The sequence below is a fragment of the Paenibacillus sp. P4_A9 genome, assembly GCF_056402415.1.
Window position 1 is genome coordinate 107,123 of the sequence record NZ_JBFUHL010000009.1, and the last position, 20,937, is coordinate 128,059.

Consider the following 20,937-nt stretch of genomic DNA (forward strand, 5'->3'; position numbering starts at 1 on the left):
AGGGTTACTATTTAGAGTAGCCCTTTTTCTTTTTTTTGGAATAAAACGGCATATACCCCTGTTGGAGGTTTACGCATCCATGACCAAATTTCGTGCAAAGCTAACCCTTATTTTAATCTTATTAATTGGATGCTCGATGTTGGTTGCCGGTATTTTCATGGCGAAGGTTCTCGAGAGCTCTCATGTGAATTCATTACAAGAAAATATGGAACGAGAGCTAAATGTGATTGCCTCAAGCGGCGTATGGGATTATCAAGGGACGGATGCCGAGTTGTTTAAGTATTACTCTGCTCAGGCTCATCGACTGAAGAGCGCAACGGGCGAGCGATTGACGTATGTGCGTGCTGACGGTAAAGTGCTCGGTGACTCCGATCAACTGCCAGAGCAAATGGACAATCATTTAACAAGACCAGAAATTGCAACTGCAGCGAAAAATGGGGTCGGTTACACGACACGTTACAGTGATACGCTGAAAGAGAATATGCTGTATGCCGCCATTCCCGTTAAAAATGAAGCCAAAGTGACAATTGGGTATTTACGTATTTCGTTGAGCTTAGAGCAAGTAGATAAATCCATTCGCAGCTTATGGTATTTCCTTATTTCTGGACTAGCGATTCTATTCGTCATTGCAGGTATCGTCAGTTATCGAATTGCCAAAGGGATTACACGGCCAATCGAGCGAATGACCAAAGTGGCGCAGCAAATCACCAATTTGAATTATGAATCTCGTGTTCCAGCTTATAGTAATAATGAAGTTGGGCAGCTTGGGCAGGCGATTAATCGAATGTCTGAAAGCTTGCAGGGGCAAATGGCGCGGATTCAGGAAAATGAACGCAGACTCCAAGGCGTCATGGAAAATATGATGAGCGGCATCATGATGATTGACCGCGAAGAGCGGATTATGCTGCTCAATCCTTCAGCTGAAGCGATTCTGGGATTTTCTTCTCAGGAGCTGTTAGGAAAGAAATATAATGAAGCGAAGCAGCAATATGATTTTACGAAAATGATCCAAGAATGCATCGAGCTTCAGGAACCGATCTCTGATGAGATGATGTTCTATTATCCTGCCGAACGTATATTGGATATCCATTTGAGTCCCATCGCGCATGAGGATGAAGAATGGTCGGGCGTGCTCATCGTGCTGCATGATATCACGGCGGTTCGACGATTAGAGCGAATGCGCAGTGAGTTCGTTGCCAATGTCTCGCATGAGCTGAAGACGCCGATTGCGGCAGTTAAGGGCTTTGCCGAGACGCTGCTGGCGGGCGCGCTGAATGATAAGGAAACGGCAGTGTCGTTTCTGCAAATCATTTTTGATGAGAGTGAGCGGTTGAACCGATTGATTGGGGATATTCTGGAGCTTTCCAAGATTGAATCCAAGCGGATTCCGATGAATTTCTCGCCCGTCTATTTGCCGGAATTTCTGGAGAGATCGCTTAGTGTATTGAGGAAAGAAGCAGAGAAGAAGCATATTGAGCTCAGCATGACGGTAGAAGATGATATGTATATCGAAGCAGATGAGGATCGATTGCGCCAAATCATCATCAATTTGCTATCCAATGGTATCGCCTATACGCAAGATGGCGGTAAAGTCAGGCTTCGTGTAGAGCCATTAGAGACCAATGTTGACGGGGATTATGAACGACTGCGAATCATTGTTTCGGATACGGGAATGGGGATACCGAAGAAGGATTTACCGCGTATTTTCGAACGGTTTTATCGAGTGGATAAAGCGCGATCCCGAAGCTCAGGCGGAACCGGACTCGGGTTATCGATCGTAAAGCATCTCGTGGAGCTGCATAAAGGAACGATTCGCGTCGAAAGTGAAGTTGGGGTAGGTACGAAATTTATTATTGAATTACCTGTGATTCATTGAAATGGGTTGATCTTTGTTACGGATTTACACAGCGATGATGAAGCCTTTACAATGCCTTTACATTTGTGTGATACACTCAAGTAGTGCAATGTTAATAAACTGTAAATGCGAGGGATCCCATGGCACAGAAGATACTAGTTATTGAAGATGAGCCGACGTTGGCTCGGTTATTATCCTATAATCTCTCGCAAGAAGGCTATGACACGAAGGTAATCGATCATGGTGGGGACGGCCTGCAAGAGGCGCTTCAGCAGTCTTATGATTTAATTATTTTGGATATTATGCTCCCTGGACTAAGCGGCTTTGAGGTGCTGGCTAAGCTTAGACAGAAAGGAAATCGTACGCCTGTCATCATCCTAACGGCTCGAAATGCCGAAGATGAGGTCGTACAGGGCTTGAAGCACGGGGCTGATGATTATATTACGAAGCCATTTGGGGTGGCCGAGCTGCTGGCTCGTGTGGCTGCTGTTCTGCGGCGTACACAATCAGATGAAGCCGCTGCGGATATCGCCAAATCGAATGAGAAAGTCATTCAGGCGGGAGAACTTCGTATTTATCCAGAGAAATATGAGGTCGTGTTGAACGGCGAGTCGATTCCGTTGCGTCCTAAGGAGTTTGAGGTTTTGCTGTATCTTGTTCAACGTCCAGGTGTGGTTGTTACCCGTGATGACCTCATGAATATCGTTTGGGGCTTCGACTATATCGGGGGTCAGCGCACGGTGGATGTGCATGTGAGTTCCTTACGCAAAAAGCTGGAAATGAATCAACAGTCCGTTCAAATTGATTCGATTCGCGGCGTTGGGTACAAGCTCATTGCGAGTTCGATTAAAAAGTAAGTAGCATGGATGCTGGGTAGACAGCGGCCATGCTTTTTTTCTGTTTGGCGGATTTGCTTAGCAGATAACACAATCGCATACAATCTTCGCAAAATCGGGAATTTTTTTAGCGGTGGTATTGGGTATAATTAGTGTATACATATGACTGCTAACTTAAGAGGAATTTGCAGGATCATTATAGAGGAGGATCATCATGTCAACGACATATCGGATCGCGATTATTGGGTGTGGGGGGATTGCCAATGGCAAGCACATGCCTAGCCTTAGCAAATTGGACAATGTAGAAATGGTAGCATTCTGTGATATCGTTTCCGAGAGAGCAGAGGAAGCTGCTGCGAAGTTCGGTAAAGGAGAAGCACGCGTCTATGAAGATTATCGCGAGGTATTGAAAGATAGCACCATCGATATCGTTCATGTATGTACACCGAATGACTCCCATGCGGAAATTACGATTGCCGCTTTGGAAGCTGGCAAGCATGTGATGTCAGAGAAACCAATGGCGAAGACAGCAGTTGACGCTAGACGAATGGTTGAAGCGGCTAAACGTACTGGCAAAAAGCTAACGGTCGGTTATAACAATCGTTTCCGCGGCGACAGCCAGCATTTACATAAACTTTGCTCGGAAGGTGAGCTAGGCGAGATTTATTTCGCAAAGGCACATGCCATTCGCCGCCGCGCTGTACCTACATGGGGCGTGTTCCTCGATGAAGAAAAACAAGGCGGAGGCCCGTTGATCGATATCGGTACACATGCGCTCGATTTGACGATGTGGATGATGAATAACTATGAGCCGGCCGTTGTTTTGGGTACTTCCTATCACAAGCTTTCCCAACGTGAGAACGCGGCAAATGCTTGGGGTCCTTGGGATCCAGCCAAATTCACGGTGGAAGATTCTGCATTTGGTATGATTACGATGAAAAATGGCGCAACGATTATCCTTGAATCCAGCTGGGCTTTAAATACGCTTGAAGTGGACGAAGCGAAATGTACGCTCTCCGGCACGGAAGGCGGCGCTGATATGAAAGGCGGCCTGCGCATTAACGGTGAGAAGCACAGTCGCTTGTTCACGACAGAAGTGGAACTGAAAGCGGGCGGGGTAGCTTTCTATGATGGTAAGGCTGAGGTTGCATCAGATCTAGAAATGAAATTATGGATTCAAGCGATTGAGAATGACACAGATCCAGTTGTTACACCTGAGCAAGCGTGTGTCGTTTCCGAAATTCTTGAAGCGATTTACGAGTCAGCACGTACGGGTAAAGCTGTGTATTTCGACTAAGACTGATAACGTCCTCCCATGCCTAGGAAATAGTTAACGACATGAAAAATCCCTTCTTCCGATGCACATTATCGGTTGGAGGGATTTTTGGTTGTTTTCCGATGCTCGCCGGGCGATGTGCCTGTGCGTTGTTTGAATATTTTAGAAAAATGATGTAAATCCGCAAACCCGCAATAGTCCGAAATGGATTCATGGTTGAGCTCTGTATTCGTAAGTAATTCTTTTGCATGGTGAATACGCATTTGCAATAAATATTGGTACGGAGAAGTCCCGTAGCGTTGCTTGAAGAGGAAACTGAATCTAGAAACAGATAGATTGGCCCGATCAGCCATGGCCTCTACGGAGAGGGGGTCACTTAAATGATTAGAGAAATAAGAGGTGATCCAGTTTAAGGTTGGAGCTGGTACGGGTACATCGCGCTGATAGGGTTCTAAAATAGAAAGGATGATTTCCAACATAAGCTGCTGTGTTCTCAGCTGTGTAAACGGATCTTGGACATTGACAAGTTCAATGGTTTGCAAGAGCTTTTCTTTCATAAGAGCTGGGTTCTGCGCTTCTACATGAACGGGAACTTTTATACCGAAAAGATCATGAATTGTTGGCTGCATCAGATGGTTGTATGCGGTTAGATCAATTTGACCTGGTCTTGTAGGGAAGCTGGCTTCCCGTTCGGGATTGTAGGCGATATCAAAATGGAGATAAGGCGTGACGGTGCTTGTCAGTCCCTCTAATGAAAGCAGGCTGCCTGGCTGGACGAGGCAGAATTGACCTGGGTAGAACATATATTTCTGATGATTGACCCAGAAACAGCAAGTGCCTTCTTGTATGTACACCAATAGATAGTCCAAGAGTCTGCGCTCGGGATTGTTCCAAGGCTTGCGGACCGCAAAGTCACATTCCCTGATAAAGGGGACGATGGGATGCGTGTGAGATAATTCATTATACATAGAAGAACACCTCTTACTGAACTGATATGTGGAAAATCAATATGACTGCCTTAGCATTCCGCGCTCACCTCTTATTGTAGTGCATGATGTCACTTGTTTTCCAGTTGTTTTTGACAAATCAATAACCTTGTTTGACAAAGATTATTTGGGAACAGGGTCGTATAATGAAGCTATAAATAGACAAGTTGAGGTGCATAGCACATGAGTAATCTTGAATCGAACCAAGTTAATGATTTGCCGTTGTTAGAAGACAGTTACAGGTTGTCGCAAGAGCAGCAGGAAAGCTACCAACGCAATGGGCATATTGTTCTTCGCGGGGTAGCAAACGAGGCTGAGATTAACGTCTATGAGCCGATCATTTCCAACTTGGTGAAGACCTTGAATAACCAAGATAAACCGCTTGAACAGCGTGATACGTATGGGAAGGCGTTTATTCAAATCTCGAACTTGTGGGAACAAAGTGAAGCGGTTCGCCGGTTCGTTTTTGCGAAGCGTTTTGCCAAAATTGCTGCCGATTTAATGGGTGTTGATGGCGTACGTATGTACCATGATCAAGCTTTGTATAAGGAGCCTTATGGCGGTCATACCCCTTGGCATCAAGATCAAATTTATTGGCCGCTCGATACGGATAAAACGATTACGATGTGGATGCCGCTTGTACCGATATCTGAAGCGATCGGTTCGATGACCTTTGCTTCGCAATCCCATCTCATGGGTTATATAAATAAGATGGTCATTTCGGACGAATCCCATCGCACACTTGCGGGTTATATCGAAGGTAAGGGCATTGAGACCAAGTCTCACGGCGCGATGGAAGCAGGGGATGCCACGTTCCATGCGGGTTGGACGCTGCATAGCGCGCCTGGCAATCCGACGGATACGATGCGTAAAGTCATGACGGTCATTTATTATGCGGATGGCTTGCGAATTGCTGAGCCGGATAGTAAAGCGCGTGAGAGTGATTTGAAACGGTGGTTTCCTGGCCAACAGCCTGGTGAACTAGCTGCTTCTGAGCTGAATCCGTTATTGTACAGCCGCAAGTAAAAAGAACGCTTTCCCGCATCTCGTAGGGAAAGCGTTCTTTTGGTTTATGCATACCTGTAGGTGTCTACCATTTACTCCCGTGTGGAGAAGGGCAACGAGCGCTGCTGAGCTTCGCCTTCACGCCCATCAAACAGCCGCAGTGGCGGCAAGTTGTGCCCAATTGATAGTCGCTGCAGCTTGTGCAGACCGCGATGCGTCGGTCATATTCCGCCTCGGTCGTCAGCTTCAAGTTCCGCACGCGTAGTGTTTCACCGAAAAGCTTGGCGATTTCTTCGGGTGTTACGTGAACAGAGGCTGAACACCCTTTGCAATCTGATCCGACATCTGTTCTATTTTCAGCTAAATGATCCATCTTAAAGCGCTCCTAGGTAAGACAAAGTGTGACCACAGAGCGAGCAGGAAGGGTAACGAGCAGCACGTCATTTTCAACTCGATAATCGGTAAAAGGTTGTGACTTCACGTTATCTGGATCCTCGAAGGTATTATGCGCTTGCAGCGTATCGGATGTGATTACTAAACCTGAGATGGTTCCCGAAAGTGTACCTATAATATCGCATTGAACCTCAAGCGGCTCGGCATGGTGCAAATTACAAAGAGAAATATGCAATTGATTATCTGCATTTCGTGATGCGGATGCGCTAAGTTGGTTGATTTGTTTGCCATCCATCGTATAGGACGGGCTGTCTGTTTCTACCGCAATGTGGCTAGCATCTTGATGCACTTTGTACATGTCGAAGACATGATATGTAGGTGTAAGCAGCATGTCAGCACCCTCTGTAAGGATAACCGATTGCAACACATTCACGACTTGAGCGATATTGGCCATACGAACACGATCACTGTGTTGATGGAAAAGGTTTAAATTAATGCCAGCGATGAGTGCGTCGCGAATGGTATTTTGTTGATAGAGGAAGCCAGGATTCGTGCCAGGCTCTACATTGTACCATGTGCCCCATTCGTCCACGATTAAGGCCACTCTTTTGTCAGGATCATAGGTATTCATAATTTCGGAATGACGTGTAATGAGTTCATCCATGTAAAGCGTCTTCTCTAGAGTTGAAAACCATTCTTGTTCCGTAAAATCGGTTGCTGAGCCTTTATCCTTCCAGACACCAGTAGGAATCGTGTAGTAATGAAGACTGATGCCATCCATATATTTGGTCGCTTCACGCATCAAGACTTCGGTCCAATTGTAATCAGTGCTGTTGGCGCCACAGGCGATTTTGAAAATTTTATTATCCCCATAATTCCTTACATAGCAAGCGTATCTGCGATACAAATCAGCGTAGTACTCAGGACGCATATCCCCGCCACAGCCCCAATTCTCGTTACCCACGCCAAAATATGTAAGCTTCCACGGCTTCTCACGGCCGTTCTCTTGACGCCAGTTCGCCATCGGTGACTCGCCGTCGAAGGTCATGTATTCGACCCACTCCGACATTTCGGCTACGGTACCGCTTCCAACATTCCCGCTAATATAAGGCTCAGCGCCGATTAACTCACACAGACGGAGAAATTCATGCGTGCCGAAATGGTTGTTCTCAAGAACACCGCCCCAGTGCGTATTAATCATCCGTTTGCGTTTCTCAGCGGGACCGACGCCATCTTTCCAATGATATTCATCCGCGAAGCAGCCGCCAGGCCAGCGAAGAACTGGAATTTGCAGCTTTTTCAGCGCTTCAAGTACATCGTTACGCATACCTTCTGTGTTCGGGATCGGGGAGTCGAGTCCAACCCATATGCCCTCATAAATACAGCGCCCCAAGTGCTCAGAAAAATGGCCATAAATATTTCGGTTAATCGTGTGTAGCGGTGAATCGGCATGAATAGTCAGCTTAGCCATGAATGGTATCTACTCCTTAGTGATTCATATTTGAAATCGACTCCCGACTGATCAGAGCAGCCGAAAGTATGATTTGTTCCTTGGCGATAGACGCTTGCGCGTGGTGGCGATGAATGGCGGAAAGCAGTTCCTCGACGAGATGCTTGGCATCCAAGCTAAACGTCGTCAATCTTGGTGAGATTTGCGCGGCAAGCGGAATATCATCACAGCCAATGATGGAGGCATCCTCCGGAATGGAGCGGCCATTCTCTCGCAGGCCTTGCATGCAACCGGCGGCCATCCAATCGTTCACGGCGAATATGGCATTCGGAAGTTCAACTGTAAGCAGCTGATCCGCTGCTCGTCGGCCGCCTTCCCAGTTCATTTTCTCCGTAATGACTTGGACTTTCGCGTCCTTAGACTGGCAAAATGCAAGGAAGCCTTGCTTACGCAGCCGAGAGGAATCGTATTTATCTGGCCCTGCCAGCAGGGTGAAAGAGCGATGTCCTGCATCGTACAGCGTTTTGGCCGCTTTGCTCCCGATCCGATAATCATCGAAATAAATTTGGATGATATCCTCACGATGGGCGTAGCGCTGAATGGAGAAAAGCTGACCCGATGCGGCATGGAGCCGATCTAATTGTGTGTCATCCATCTGTCCGATCAGAATGAGCGGGCTCGGAAGTGAAGCTCCGCTTGGTTGATCGGGGTGCACCATCGAAATCTTGATCGCTTGCTTCGCAGCTAAATTTGTAATTTCCACGAGGAAGTTCGTGTAATAAGGGTCATTCCCTTTAATATCTGGTGAACACATGACATACAGCGTGTCTAAGAGTACCGCTGGAACGATGTAGGTCCCTTTGCCTTGTAACTGGACAAGTAGGCCTTCTTGAACCAGAGATTTGATCGCTGCTCTTACACTTACCCGACTAGCTTCGAAGTTCTCGGCCAAATCGCGCTCCGATGGGATCTTGACGAGCTGATCCTTTTGTAAGGATTGAATTTGAATGCGAAGCTGTTCGATAAGTCTTTCTTTAATAAGAGGAGATTTCTCCATGTGACCAAAAACCACCATTCTGAGTGATACCAATTGAATTCTATGTAATACCAATAAGATACCACTCGGGATGTGGTGGAGTCAATTTTAATTTGCTTCCACATGGATAACGGTTCGGATTTTACTAGCACCTATGTTAAAAGCATGATTGAAGATGTGCTACATTCAGAAGTTCGTTATCGGCCGATCGCTACTCCTCGATATGGCGGTATTATTGAAAGATACTTTAGAACAATAAATCAAGAGTTTTTGGAGGATTTACTCGGCTTCCGGTATAAAACTAATCATGATAAAAATGAACGTAAAGAAGCTGCTAAAAATGCCATTTTGACTTTAAACAATCTTCGAGAACTACTTGTACACTATATAACCGATATCTACCACCATGACGTTCACCAAGGCCTTCCATTGGAATGCAATACTCCATGCGCAAGATATTATCAAGCTTTAGAAATTATGGGTAATCCTCCATTTATTAAAGAAGAGGATGAGTCATACTATAAGATTCAATTGCTCCCTTCAGCAATGAAGTCGTATAAAAACGATGGAATAAGAGAAGAAAATATTAAATATGCTTCACCTGAAACAACAAGATTTATAAGTAATAAACGGAAAAATAATTGTAAGATTAAGTTCGATATTGAGGATATTTCTAAGATTTATTTATTAGATCCTGAATCAAAGTCATATATTGAAGTGCCTTCAATAAGTCCTCCAGCAGACGAAGTTGCAGGAATGAGTAGGAAACTGTACCAGACTATTAGGAAGATTCTTATTGAAAAAGGGGAAATAACTAAGCAACAAATTCCAGGGTCAGCAAACATTATTAAAGGAAAAGAGCTATTGGCAACAAAGTATGACGCTATGGTTAAGACTAATATGCCAATTAGAAGGTTGGCTTTAAAAACTGGGTTTAACCTCACTGTAAATTTACCACCTGCACATATTGATGCTCCCAAGCCACCTTTAAGTAGAAGGCAACAGCTACTTGCTAATTTGAACAAAGAAAAGAAAAGTAACAGTTAGTAGGCTTCTGCAATGTAAACGATGTAAATTTATAAAAGAATGATAAGGAGCATTAACTAATGGAAGAGAATGAGAACGTGTTTAAAAGCTTTCAAGAACGTGTTATGAACTTGTATGTTGAGCACCCAGTTTAACTACTCTAGATATTATTAAATACACTTTGTCTGGAAAACTTACTCCTGTATGTTTAGGTCAGAATAAAAGACTGGCTGATAATTACTATGAAGAGAAAGAATTAGAGAACTGCTTAGAATTGATTAAATTGAATCAGCAAAATGAATACAATGTGTTTAGCGATGTAATTAAGTTACTGAAAATTGGCGAAAAAAAGCTTTGGAGAACTCTAGAAGGTAATAACATTAAAGCTGATTTTACTTTAATAATGAAAGACGGCTTGAAACGCTATTACTTTAAAGACGAGACGATTCAGAGGATTAGGAGATGTATAAGCAAGTCAACTGAGAATAAAGCTCCGAATGCAATAGAAAGGAATTGAAGAGCTTGAGTATAGAAGAGGTGAAAAAGTTCGTTATTGATGGTTCATATGCGAAACTTAAGCATGAAGTAGAGAATCTTAAGTTGTTAAAAAGTCTTATACGTGATGAGCAAGATAGATTAAATAATAAGCGAATGATGTGGAGAGAACATGGGGTTATTGGGGAATTTGTAACGAACAAACTTTATGAGTACGATTATTTGGAGTTAAATTCGCTTCTTTATGATTTAGGGATTTTGCCTGTCATTTCCCAATTAGATTGCAAGCTATTATCTGCCGAGGAGCTTCAAATGCTTAAACCATTTCAAAAATTAGGAGAGAAGTACATACGTTATACACCAAATATATTAGGCAAGATAGCTGGAATTAATCAAAATACTTTTTCCGAAAATATTAATGAAATGGATTTAGAAGATAAAGTTGCGCTATGGAAGAAAGCATTTCTGGAAGCCGAGTTTCTAAGGAAGGCTTGGGAAAGTAAAAGAGAGTTGGCCGCTGGAGCTTCATTTAATTCGGTCTCGTTTGAGCTGGGAACTATATCAATGTTAGAGCAGTCTGTACGTTATAAACCGGATAAAGTATTTGAACAACTAAATAAAGAGACACTCCTAAAGTGTGCAGTAGTGGACTTACAGAGAATAGTTGAGTTTACTTCAAGAGGCTTTTTGAAGATATCTGAGTTGAATAAGATCAGGAAGATTACCGATATCCAAAGAAAGTACTTTTTGATAACATTAGAAAAAGAGCAAAGTAAACGATTGTATTGGCACTCCAAATTAGAACGATTATCTAAATTAAGTCTATAAAATCTATGAGAATATTATTTAGATTTCTAAGTTATGATAAATTGTTAGATGAATGTAATTTATGGAGTAGGGAATGGTCAAAATCAAAATGAGCCTGGTGATGTTCGATGAAAATAAGTATTAGACTGGAAATTATCAAGACCTTGATTGAGAAAAAATGTTTAAAATATAGGGATCTACATATTATGCATAACTAATATGTAGATCCTTTTGTTTTACGGACTGAAGAAAAAAAGCATTAATCCAGGAGCGATCGTTACGCTCCCTCATAGAATAAGGATTTTCTCACGAATGCTCGCTCATTCGCAGGATTTCAATATGCATGGTAAATAGGAGTTCAGTTGTTCGGGTCTTGTGGGGCAGGTAGTTCCGTTAGAGCGCATGCGGGAACAGAAGGCGCTGAATTTCTTTACAAAATCTTCCATAAAAATGGTATGCTGCACGCTTCTCTCCACAAGGTCCTTGGGGATTCACTCTCCCAAATCTCGACGGGTCTTGGCCCTCACATTCCTTCGTCCTATCTATCCAAGGTGTGGAGTCCGATCAACGTTAACGGAACGGGTCTATGCCCTAAAGCGTAAAAATCTCGGTACTCCGTGCTTTCTTTGTGAGATCCTGCGAATGAGCCAATTTACGTGTCAGGGTTACGATTTACTTTTTATGCTGCTAACGGTAGTTGTGCTTTATCTATGGAGAATGTTTGTCCTTCTTTTGCCATGGCTACAAGCATCCGGGCCAGTTTCCCAATCAGCTTCATCATGGACTGCATTTTCGTCATTCTTTTCACTTCGGTATTGTGCGCATGCATGGCTTGGAACGCTTCATTGAAAGATAACAGGTGAAATACAATGAAGTAGAGATGTTTGCGCAGTAGTGAGTTGCCTCGCTTGGTGAGCTTAATTTGCCCCTTATATTTGCCAGAACTTCGTTCTGCTAAGTTCAATCCTGCCTTGCGTAGTAATTGATTTCCGTGAGACAGCTTACGTAAGTCCCCGCCAAATGCCAATATGGCAGCGGTTGCTGGAACGGAAGTACCGACAGATCGAACGAGATCAGAACAAGGAATTTCAGGCAGTATCTTTTCAATCATCTCGTCCACTTCGTCAATAATTCGGCAGATCCTATCATACTCTTCGATGAGGTGCCTTAGCTCCCATTTGTCTTCTTCAAGGGCAGTAGTGTCTCCCACGCTATGTCTAGCGAGTGATTGAAGTTCCAAGGCCTTGTTTTTGCCTCGCACTCCGCCTGGTCTGGCCATATATTCACCCCAGATATGTACCATTTGCTCCGGAGTTAGCTGCAATAGGTCAGAAGGGGCTGGAAACCGGCGCAAAGTGGCTAACGATCGATCGCTAAAAATATCATCAAATGCTTGTCTGTATTCTGGAAACCGGATATCAAGCCAGCGGTGGATTCTATTCTTAGTCCTTCCTGATTTAACCACCCAGTGCTCTCTGATGCGACGGAATGCTTCATCCTTTGGAGAGAAGGGCGTGTAGAACCCACGGCTCACCGCATCGGCGATGACCAGAGCATCTTTTGGGTCGTTCTTGGAAGGTGAGTTATCTCTGTTTTCCTTATTGCGTTTTGTTGTCATTGGATTGACAAGAGCCACATCAATGCCCTGATCCACCAACCAGTTGGCAATATTGAACCAGTAGTGACCGGTGCTCTCCATACCCACAACGACGTCATTCATGCCGTGCATCTGGAAGCCTTTTTCCGTTCATTCTTGTTAAAAATTGTTGATTATTTAATTTCATCATAGATATTTTTATTCCCTGCTAATCAGTTAGAGACTAGTATCAAATTAGACCATCGGCGCATTGGCAAAGGGGGGATCAAGTGACTTGCCTGGGGAGACGAAGAAATTTCAAACGGCGCCAGCAAGAAGATCTTTGTTATAGACGAGCCGAAACGTGCTTATGTCGGATGCTCCGGGGAAGGGATAGCAGACAAAGTACGTGATAAAAAAGCTAGATTTGTTAAAGTGAAGTGAAAGCGCTTAACAAAATTGTAGGAGGTACAAATTATGTTAGTTCATTCTTATCGCAAAAGCTTAAGAAAACTGATGGTCCTTCAGCTATGTTTAGCTCTAATACTTACTTTTGTTATTACAATATTGCCTTCTGAAAAATCAAAAGCATATGCAGATACTATAACTCAAAACAACGCCCAAAGAATTGTGCAGCAATATAAGGGAGTATGGACTTCAGCGCCAACAAATGATAACTACACAATGACACCCGACTCACCGCTGCTTGGAAATGGAGACGTCGGCGTTACGCTTGTAAAAAATATTGACTCCATGGTAAATATCATCGGGAAAAACGAGTTTTGGTCGCTAAGCGGAGGAAATGTAATGTCCATGGCGAGGTTATCGTTTTCGATCCCGGGGATGGCGGGAGCTTCCTATTACATGGAGCAAAATATTGCCAATGCCGAATTGGATGGCACTTTCACGTATAGCGGAAACACAATAAATACAGCAAGCTGGGTGCAGGCAACCGATACAACAAACAACATGTATTTTACAAAATTCACTTATACAGGAACCACAAGCCAAAATGTGGCCGTGTCCCTTGCACAGGGCAATGGAAATACTTATCCCAAAAGCGTCAGTTCATCAGGCGACGTACTATACATTGACGTTCAAGGAGATAGCACGGATACGGTTAGCGGATATGCAACACACAAGGTTAGAGTTGCAACAAGAATAATAGGTACAACAGGAACCATAACGAATAACACGTTGAATTTTACATTGCAGCCCGGGAATACCTACACATTAGCAACATGCATTATGAGCAATTATGATGACTCCAACTATCAAAGTCTTGCAATCAGTAACATTAGTACGAAAGCGCAGACGAATGTTGATACCTTGAAAACTTCCCATCAAGGCTGGTGGGATAACTTCTGGGGCAAGTCCTTTGTTGAAATACCGAACAAAACATTAGAAAAATCTTTTTATGGTTCATTGTATTTACTGGCAAGCAGCTCCAGGACCGGTGAGACAGCTCCCGGACTTTGGGCCAACTGGAGTGCGACTCCCGGCGTCTATAATAACTGGTATGGGGATTACCATACGAATTATAACTATGAGACGCCATTCTATTTCGCAATGCCTACAAACCATACAGAGCTAGCAGATGCCTACGACAAACCTGTTCTGGATTGGATACCGAACGGGCAGTCGGCAGCAACCTCAAACGGCTTCAGTGGTGTATATTATGGGGTTGCAATCGGTCCGCTTCCGAACGGTTCTGCGGATAAGGCATTCTGGAATCAAAAGTCGAATGCCGCATTTGCCGCGACGGATATGCTCATGCACTTTTATGCTACCTATGATGCAACCTATGCGAACAGCATATATGCTTACCTTAAACAAGTCGCAGCTTTTTGGCAGAACTATTTGTATTGGGATGGCACAAGATATGTGGATCAGAATGATGCTCAGTTTGAAGGAGATGCTTATCCGCAGACAAACGGTGTTATGTCTCTTGGTTTCATACGCTACGTGCTGCAGGGCTGCATCGATATTAGCACGACTTTAAATGTAGATGCCACATTGCGTACAACCTGGCAGAATATAGTAAGCAATTTGAGCAATTATCCTACAACGACACAGCAAAATGTAACGGTTTTCAATGTGACCGAGGTTGGAAGAGGTTGGACTCCAAGCGGCATCCCAACCATGCCAATCTATCCTGGCAATCAGATCGGCTTATACAGTGATCCTACGCTTTTGCAGACTGCAAAAAATACAGTAGGTGTGCTGCAAGGCTGGAACAACCTTTTGATCTACCCTGCGGCTGCAAGAGTAGCCTATAATCCGGATGGCATCCTCGGCCAATTGACATCTTATGTGCAATCCAAAAGCTACAATAACTTTCATATCCATACCACAGGCGGGGGAATAGAGAATCTTAACGGTGTTCCAGCAACAATTAGCGAAATGCTGCTCCAATCCTTCCAGGGGACAGTGAAAGTGTTTCCAAACTGGCCAAGATACACAAATGGAAAATTCGGAGATTTAAGAGCGGACGGGGCGTTCCTGATTTCAAGCGACATTAGAACCAACCAGGTACAGTATTTGAGAATCATCAGTGAAAAGGGCAGAGACTTTACTTTTGAAAACCCTTGGCCTGGGCAAACATTGCATATTTACAGAAATGGTACTGATTCGGGGACATTGTCCGGCAGCACTATTACTATTACTACATCAGTAAATGAAACCATTCATATTGCACCTGATGGAATAAGCTATACAACGATAACAAATCTAATGAATCAACCTATGAGTACAAGTACACCTATTAACATAGCTTCACAGGCTACTGCTACGGCATCCAGCCAAAATAGCAGCAGTTTTGTTCCATCCAATGCCATTGACGGTTCAGATATCAGTGAATGGATTTCGAGTAGTGAGCTTAATCCTTGGATAAAGCTTAATTGGTCAACTCCTCAGATAATAAATACGATTACTCTGTTCGACAGGAACAATTTAATAGACCAAGCAAATGGAGGAACTTTGACCTTTAGTGATGGAAGCCAAATCACAGTTACAGGCATACCTATGGATGGGACCGGAAAGGAAATAACCTTCCCGACGAAGAGTGTTGCATGGGTTAAATTTCAGGTATCTGGCGGAAGTGGAGCAAATGTAGGACTATCGGAAGTTAAGATATATAATACGGATGCAATACCGGCTCCTCCGAATCTTGCTTTAGGTTCTACGGTCACTGGTTCTTCGCAGTATAGCAGCAGCTTGGCACCTTCAAAAGCAACTGATGGCAATTATAGTACGGAATGGGCTTCGCTAAATGAGCTCAATCCATGGTTAAAGTTAAATTGGAGCACCAGTCAGACCATGAACAAAATCGTATTAAGCGACCGTCCGAATACAGTAGACTGGGCGCCTGGAGGAACTTTAACCTTTAGTGACGGGAGCTCAATAACTGTCACCGGAATACCGAATGACGGATCGCCAAAGATCATCTATTTTCCAAATAAAACGGTAACATGGGTCAAGTTTCAGGTGTCGGGCGGCAGTGGATCTAATGTTGGATTGTCTGAGCTTCAAGCCTATTTGGCACCGGTAGACTTTGCCCAAATTGCTACAGTGACAGGATCCTCGCAATATGACGGCACATTAACTCCTTCAAAGGCTGTTGATGGGCTTCCAAATACGGAATGGGCTTCGCTGCATGAATTGAATCCATGGTTACAACTGGATTGGAGCAGCAGTCAAACCATTAACAAAATCAACTTGTACGACAGGCCCAATTCGGTGGACTGGGCTCTGGGAGGGACACTCACATTTAGTGACGGATCGTCGGTTCCAGTAACCGGCATACCCAATGATGGTACTGCATTAACTGTAACCTTTCCTAGTAAAACTGTTACTTGGGTTAAATTCCAGGTATCCGGAGGCAGCGGGGCGAATGTAGGGCTGTCTGAAATAGAAGCATTTGGACCTTGATTAAAAAAGCTCCTTCTATGATTGGGTATGTACGGGCAATAAACAGCTTTGAATGTTGGGCGGCGCGATAGTCAAGAAAAAAGAAACCCCGTAAACATGTAACGGGTTCCGTTTTGAGGTGCAAAAATCGTTTTGACGCAAAAATTGACAGTGGTTTTGACACAAAACGTAACAAAAAAGGATGGCAATTTGCCATCCTTTTTTGCGAAAACCGCCCATATTAAAAGGCGGTTAAGATTGAACCATCGCATCCTTTGCTTCATTTATGTATTCATACTTTTTAATATTGAGCTTACTACAATTTCTGCTAATGCTTTATCACCAAACGCATTGTAATGATAACCATCCTTCACCCTGTATTCACTTTTGCCAAGCATTGGTGTATATAAATCATTGATTTGCAATTGATATTTATGGGCTAATCGTTCCATTGCTTTGTTGCGATCGATGACGATTTGATTTAATTTACTGTCTAATTCAGTTGGAACGTCCGTAATTGTCACTGGCGTCGAGAATGCCAAAATCATTTTTTCAGCATCGATTTGAGCGATAATATGCTGAATCACCTTCTCCAAATGATGCTCATACTGATCCGCAGATAAATGCATACCATGCAAACCATTGTTAAAATGAATACCCTGATAATTACTTTCGTTTAGCTTAAGCATGTAGTCCAATTCCATTAAAAGGGCGGGATTATCCAATGCCCGTGACGAAGAAAGCTGATCCACATAAATTTCACCTTTAAGCTGCTCATTCACATAAGGACGATAAGCTCTCGAAATCGAATCTCCTACCAACAATACTCTTTTTTTGTTCTGTTGAGGTGCTTCTTGCCACCAAAAATCGCACCATTCATATTGTTCAAGCTGAACCATCTTCATCCTCCATCTTTTCGAGTGATAGATCGATCTCTTACTAATCACTGACTTGTTTTATCACAATTATACAACTTGAATTCTATTAATTCATCATAATTTATTACGCTAAACTGCCGTTAGCGCAACGAGGACGCCAACAATAACGGAAATTGACGCCGAAATTGGCAATCGAATTGACAGTCAACTGACACAGTCAATAAATTAATTGACTACTAAAATATAAATGTCAATTAACTGTCAATTTTCTTAAGAGAATACCYTAAACCCAGTAAATACAACGAAAAAGGCGTGTCAAAACTGTTGCCAGTTTGCACGCCAATTCTACTGTCATTTTCATTTTTGCACCYSAAAACGGAACCCGTTAGTAAACATGCAGAAGATGTACACTGGTACCCACAGTCTGGACACTTTGAAAAAGTGTTCAGACTGAAGGTGCTTTTTTTTGTATACTAGAGTAAGCACCGGAGGGGATTACACCATGTCTAAGAACATCTTTAGCGAAAAAGACCAAATGAGCTTATCAAAGAATAAATACGTGATCAGGATTAGTGATAAAGCAATAACCTATGCGGATGAATTTAAACAGTTGTTCATCGATCAATATATGGCAGGTAAGCTCCCTAGAGAAATCTTTGAAGCTAACGGGTTTGACGTAAACGTAATTGGAATTCACCATTTAAAAGAGTGTACCAAGCGTTGGAGAAAAGCATATGGGAAAGACGGAATTATTGGATTAACCGACTCTCGTAAGGAATCTTCTGGACGTCCTCTGAAGCGTGAACTAACGAAGGATGAAGTAATTGAAAGACAGGAAGCAAGAATTAGACTCCTTGAGTCCCAGGTGGATTTGTTAAAAAAGCTAGACACGAAAGAAAGGTTGCTGGTAGCAAAGGGAAAGAACTTAAGTAAGAGTAAGTTATTTGAGCTAATTAAAGAGACTGTAGGTCAGGGTTTGGGACGTACAACTCGCTACCTCTGCGATTTATTACACGTATCTCGCTCAGGCTATTACAACCACATCCAGGCCGTAGAAACCCGTAAAGAGCGGTCTCTTTCGGATGCCAAATCCGGAGAACTGATCAAAAGAGCCTTCAATAGAAAGGGCTTTAAAAAGGGTTCTCGTTCAATAAAGATGGCGCTTGAGAACGAGTTTGGCGTGATCTACAACTTGAAGAGAATCCGCAGGCTTATGAAGAAATTCGACCTCGTCTGTCCTCATAGAAACCCCAATCCTTACAAACGTATGGCAAAGGCGACTCAAGAACATCGAACACTTCCCAACAGTTTAGATCGTGATTTTAGAAAAGGTGTTCCTGGGCTTGCGTTGCTCACCGACATCACTTACCTCCCATACGGCCGCTCAGAGACGGCTTATTTGTCGACCATACTAGATGCTTCAACAGGTGAGATCCTTTCTTACAACCTATCCAACAGCCTTACGTTAGACATTGCTACAGACACGATCGAGGCACTCATGAAACAAAGGAAATTGAAGTTGCACAAAAAAGCATTCATCCATTCGGATCAAGGAAGTCATTATACGAGTCCTAAATACCAAAAACTTTTGAAGCAAAAGGGATTAGGTCAATCGATGTCTAGACGAGGCAATTGCTGGGACAATGCGCCACAGGAGTCGTTTTACGGTCATATGAAGGACCATGTTGACCATCGCAGCTGCCCAACATTGGCAGAACTACAACGTAAGATTGACGGTTACATCCGCTACTACAACAATAATCGATACCAATGGGGATTAGAAAAGATGACCCCTGTGCAATACAGGAATCATCTATTGTTAGCTGCCTAGATTTAAACTGAGTTTTTTTCAAGTGTCCTTGACAAAGGGTCCAGATCAGTGTTTACGGGATTTCTTATCTTTAGTGAAGAAAAACCGGTCTATTACGGGTATTATCAGGAGTATTCGCATACTTGAGAGGGTCTAGAGGATCAAACTTCGAGAAAACGTATTCGCCATCGCCGATGAATTGATTGTAAATCGCCAACTCGAGCGAGGTGTTGAATTGTTCAGTCATTTCCTTCAGCGCCGTCTCGGGCTGCTTGATTCCTTGCATGATTTCTTTATAAGTTTTAATCCGCGCTTCATCCGACCAGATCGAGGTGGAGGCCGATGTAGTGGAGTTAGCTAATCCGAATTTGGGTTCCTTTGGGTAAGGGGATTCGTCCGCTGAAGGGAGAAACGCGTTCAAATCAGGCAATTTCGACATATTGGGCGAATATTCCGTTACATAGCGACGAGTCGGGATCAAATCGACTTGCTCGAATAACGCGCCTTGAAATTCGCTCGAATGGAGAAACTGCCAAAGTTCTTCGGCTTCTTGTTTATGCTCCGTTGACGAATTAATGACGTAAGGAGCCTCGAGATCGGTCATGAGTTTTCCTTTCCCTTTATCGGAGGCATCTAGCAGGGGGGGATTCGCGACTCCCCATGAGAACGATATTCGGTTCATTCGAATTAGCTGAGCGAAATCATGATTTGTCGCATACATCATCCCGATATTTCCTTCAGCGAACTGGGATAGGGCTGTATCGTTCTTAAGTGCCAATTCCCCGGGAAACAGACCGCCGTCCTTTTTCATCTCGAGCATCGTCTTGAACCAGGATTCATAAACTGAAAAATCGAATACTCCCTTACGAAAATTATAATAATAAACACCGCTGAGCGTACCCGCAATTTCCAAAGGCCGGCGAAACCCGGCTTCGTCATCTCCCCCGGCAAGTGCAAATCCGTATCTACTGTACCCGTTGCCTGCAGCGGAAATTTTTATTGCGCATTCCTTGAGTTCCGATAAAGTAGCGGGCGGATGAATCGCATCGCAACCGGCGCCGGCAAGAAGATCTTTGTTATAGATGAGCCGAAGCGTGTTCATGCCAGATGGGATTGCGAAGTAACTGCCGTTTTTTTGTTTCGTATAATCGGTCGCCCAATCGGGATAGGAAGGGCTTCCGATGTTTTCCTTCGATAAATCGAGCAGCCAATTTTTATTCATGTATGTTGTTAGCCAAAGCGTATTCAATTGAAATACGTCGGGGCCTTCGCCCGAAGTCATCATGCGATTCAGCGTTACATCGTAGTTATCGCGGGGTACAATGATGAGTTTTATTTTCCATTCCGAATGGGAAGCATTAAATTCGGCGATTTGGCGTTCGATTTCCCCTACCGGTTGGATGGCTTGTATGGCCAAAGATATCGTAGTAATTGGCTTTTCTTCAGCCTCCAAGACTGGAGATCGAGAAGTACCGCCGACGCTGCAGCCCATGAGCGCGACGAGAACCATGAGGGAAACTAGGTATTTCTGCGAATTTTTAAAAGTTCTTTTCAAAGCAACCCGGCCTCCTTATAATGATAATAACCCACCATTTTAGC

At 43.6% G+C, this 20,937-nt stretch carries 17 protein-coding genes; 10 read left to right on the forward strand and 7 right to left on the reverse strand.

All coding sequences use genetic code 11. From position 1 onward, the window contains the following. The first annotated feature begins 79 nt into the window (after nucleotides 1-79). From pnpS to AC1DVJ_RS09760, 3 genes are all read left to right on the forward strand, one after another. Nucleotides 80-1,876 (forward strand): two-component system histidine kinase PnpS, encoded by a 1,797-nt coding sequence (pnpS, locus tag AC1DVJ_RS09750; RefSeq protein WP_477590273.1) that lies wholly within the window; start codon nucleotides 80-82, stop codon nucleotides 1,874-1,876. 119 nt (nucleotides 1,877-1,995) lie between these two features. After that, nucleotides 1,996-2,712: a response regulator transcription factor gene (locus tag AC1DVJ_RS09755; RefSeq protein ID WP_477590274.1), complete on the forward strand. Its 717-nt coding sequence runs from the start codon at nucleotides 1,996-1,998 to the stop codon at nucleotides 2,710-2,712. Nucleotides 2,713-2,905: 193 nt separating this feature from the next. After that, complete coding sequence (locus AC1DVJ_RS09760; protein WP_477590276.1) at nucleotides 2,906-3,988, forward strand: Gfo/Idh/MocA family protein; 1,083 nt, start codon at nucleotides 2,906-2,908, stop codon at nucleotides 3,986-3,988. A 68-nt stretch (nucleotides 3,989-4,056) separates the two neighbouring features. Here AC1DVJ_RS09760 and AC1DVJ_RS09765 read toward each other — a convergent pair whose 3' ends face one another. Next, complete coding sequence (locus AC1DVJ_RS09765; RefSeq protein WP_477590278.1) at nucleotides 4,057-4,935, reverse strand: helix-turn-helix domain-containing protein; 879 nt, start codon at nucleotides 4,933-4,935, stop codon at nucleotides 4,057-4,059. 201 nt (nucleotides 4,936-5,136) lie between these two features. Here AC1DVJ_RS09765 and AC1DVJ_RS09770 point away from each other — a divergent pair, with 201 nt between their 5' ends. After that, nucleotides 5,137-5,979, forward strand: a complete 843-nt coding sequence (locus tag AC1DVJ_RS09770; protein ID WP_477590279.1) for a phytanoyl-CoA dioxygenase family protein — start codon at nucleotides 5,137-5,139, stop codon at nucleotides 5,977-5,979. Between the two features lie 64 nt (nucleotides 5,980-6,043). On the opposite strand, the gene AC1DVJ_RS09775 is transcribed toward AC1DVJ_RS09770, so the two are convergent. The 3 genes from AC1DVJ_RS09775 to AC1DVJ_RS09785 are packed head-to-tail and all read right to left on the reverse strand — an operon-like array spanning nucleotide 6,044 to nucleotide 8,858. Then, the gene (locus AC1DVJ_RS09775; protein ID WP_477590281.1) at nucleotides 6,044-6,331 is read right to left on the reverse strand and encodes a DUF6171 family protein; all 288 of its coding nucleotides are present in this window, start codon (nucleotides 6,329-6,331) and stop codon (nucleotides 6,044-6,046) included. A gap of 12 nt (nucleotides 6,332-6,343) precedes the next feature. After that, entirely contained in the window at nucleotides 6,344-7,822 is a 1,479-nt protein-coding gene (locus AC1DVJ_RS09780; protein ID WP_477590283.1) for an alpha-N-arabinofuranosidase, read from the reverse strand. Between the two features lie 16 nt (nucleotides 7,823-7,838). Beyond that, on the reverse strand, nucleotides 7,839-8,858 hold the full coding sequence (locus AC1DVJ_RS09785; protein WP_477590284.1) for a GntR family transcriptional regulator: 1,020 nt from the start codon (nucleotides 8,856-8,858) through the stop codon (nucleotides 7,839-7,841). 102 nt (nucleotides 8,859-8,960) lie between these two features. On the opposite strand from AC1DVJ_RS09785, the gene AC1DVJ_RS09790 reads away from it, so the two are divergent. The 4 genes from AC1DVJ_RS09790 (at nucleotide 8,961) to AC1DVJ_RS09805 (ending at nucleotide 11,767) form a co-directional block, all read left to right on the forward strand. Beyond that, nucleotides 8,961-9,884 (forward strand): Mu transposase C-terminal domain-containing protein, encoded by a 924-nt coding sequence (locus AC1DVJ_RS09790; protein ID WP_477590285.1) that lies wholly within the window; start codon nucleotides 8,961-8,963, stop codon nucleotides 9,882-9,884. 160 nt (nucleotides 9,885-10,044) lie between these two features. Beyond that, nucleotides 10,045-10,380, forward strand: coding sequence for a hypothetical protein (locus tag AC1DVJ_RS09795; protein WP_477590286.1), 336 nt, complete (start codon nucleotides 10,045-10,047; stop codon nucleotides 10,378-10,380). A 5-nt stretch (nucleotides 10,381-10,385) separates the two neighbouring features. Continuing rightward, a complete protein-coding gene (locus tag AC1DVJ_RS09800) occupies nucleotides 10,386-11,186 on the forward strand; it encodes a hypothetical protein (RefSeq protein WP_477590288.1) in 801 nt (266 codons plus the stop codon). Between the two features lie 341 nt (nucleotides 11,187-11,527). Then, a complete protein-coding gene (locus AC1DVJ_RS09805) occupies nucleotides 11,528-11,767 on the forward strand; it encodes a hypothetical protein (RefSeq protein ID WP_477590290.1) in 240 nt (79 codons plus the stop codon). A gap of 77 nt (nucleotides 11,768-11,844) precedes the next feature. Here the strand turns inward: AC1DVJ_RS09805 and AC1DVJ_RS09810 are convergent, their stop codons facing one another. After that, nucleotides 11,845-12,885: an IS110 family RNA-guided transposase gene (locus AC1DVJ_RS09810; protein ID WP_477590292.1), complete on the reverse strand. Its 1,041-nt coding sequence runs from the start codon at nucleotides 12,883-12,885 to the stop codon at nucleotides 11,845-11,847. Between the two features lie 333 nt (nucleotides 12,886-13,218). Here AC1DVJ_RS09810 and AC1DVJ_RS09815 point away from each other — a divergent pair, with 333 nt between their 5' ends. After that, on the forward strand, nucleotides 13,219-16,671 hold the full coding sequence (locus AC1DVJ_RS09815; protein WP_477590294.1) for a discoidin domain-containing protein: 3,453 nt from the start codon (nucleotides 13,219-13,221) through the stop codon (nucleotides 16,669-16,671). A 263-nt stretch (nucleotides 16,672-16,934) separates the two neighbouring features. Here AC1DVJ_RS09815 and AC1DVJ_RS09820 read toward each other — a convergent pair whose 3' ends face one another. Then, nucleotides 16,935-17,549: an SGNH/GDSL hydrolase family protein gene (locus AC1DVJ_RS09820; protein WP_477590296.1), complete on the reverse strand. Its 615-nt coding sequence runs from the start codon at nucleotides 17,547-17,549 to the stop codon at nucleotides 16,935-16,937. Nucleotides 17,550-18,030: 481 nt separating this feature from the next. Here AC1DVJ_RS09820 and AC1DVJ_RS09825 point away from each other — a divergent pair, with 481 nt between their 5' ends. After that, entirely contained in the window at nucleotides 18,031-19,359 is a 1,329-nt protein-coding gene (locus tag AC1DVJ_RS09825; RefSeq protein ID WP_477590297.1) for an IS3 family transposase, read from the forward strand. 70 nt (nucleotides 19,360-19,429) lie between these two features. On the opposite strand, the gene AC1DVJ_RS09830 is transcribed toward AC1DVJ_RS09825, so the two are convergent. Continuing rightward, nucleotides 19,430-20,893: an ABC transporter substrate-binding protein gene (locus AC1DVJ_RS09830; RefSeq protein WP_477590298.1), complete on the reverse strand. Its 1,464-nt coding sequence runs from the start codon at nucleotides 20,891-20,893 to the stop codon at nucleotides 19,430-19,432. Nucleotides 20,894-20,937: the final 44 nt, after the last annotated feature.

Coding starts and splice junctions, on each gene's coding strand:
- pnpS (WP_477590273.1), top strand. CDS start 80: ATGACCAAATTTCGTGCAAAGCTAACCCTTATTTTAATCTTATTAATT.
- AC1DVJ_RS09755 (WP_477590274.1), top strand. CDS start 1,996: ATGGCACAGAAGATACTAGTTATTGAAGATGAGCCGACGTTGGCTCGG.
- AC1DVJ_RS09760 (WP_477590276.1), top strand. CDS start 2,906: ATGTCAACGACATATCGGATCGCGATTATTGGGTGTGGGGGGATTGCC.
- AC1DVJ_RS09765 (WP_477590278.1), bottom strand. CDS start 4,935: ATGTATAATGAATTATCTCACACGCATCCCATCGTCCCCTTTATCAGG.
- AC1DVJ_RS09770 (WP_477590279.1), top strand. CDS start 5,137: ATGAGTAATCTTGAATCGAACCAAGTTAATGATTTGCCGTTGTTAGAA.
- AC1DVJ_RS09775 (WP_477590281.1), bottom strand. CDS start 6,331: ATGGATCATTTAGCTGAAAATAGAACAGATGTCGGATCAGATTGCAAA.
- AC1DVJ_RS09780 (WP_477590283.1), bottom strand. CDS start 7,822: ATGGCTAAGCTGACTATTCATGCCGATTCACCGCTACACACGATTAAC.
- AC1DVJ_RS09785 (WP_477590284.1), bottom strand. CDS start 8,858: ATGGAGAAATCTCCTCTTATTAAAGAAAGACTTATCGAACAGCTTCGC.
- AC1DVJ_RS09790 (WP_477590285.1), top strand. CDS start 8,961: ATGGATAACGGTTCGGATTTTACTAGCACCTATGTTAAAAGCATGATT.
- AC1DVJ_RS09810 (WP_477590292.1), bottom strand. CDS start 12,885: ATGAATGACGTCGTTGTGGGTATGGAGAGCACCGGTCACTACTGGTTC.
- AC1DVJ_RS09815 (WP_477590294.1), top strand. CDS start 13,219: ATGTTAGTTCATTCTTATCGCAAAAGCTTAAGAAAACTGATGGTCCTT.
- AC1DVJ_RS09820 (WP_477590296.1), bottom strand. CDS start 17,549: ATGGTTCAGCTTGAACAATATGAATGGTGCGATTTTTGGTGGCAAGAA.
- AC1DVJ_RS09825 (WP_477590297.1), top strand. CDS start 18,031: ATGTCTAAGAACATCTTTAGCGAAAAAGACCAAATGAGCTTATCAAAG.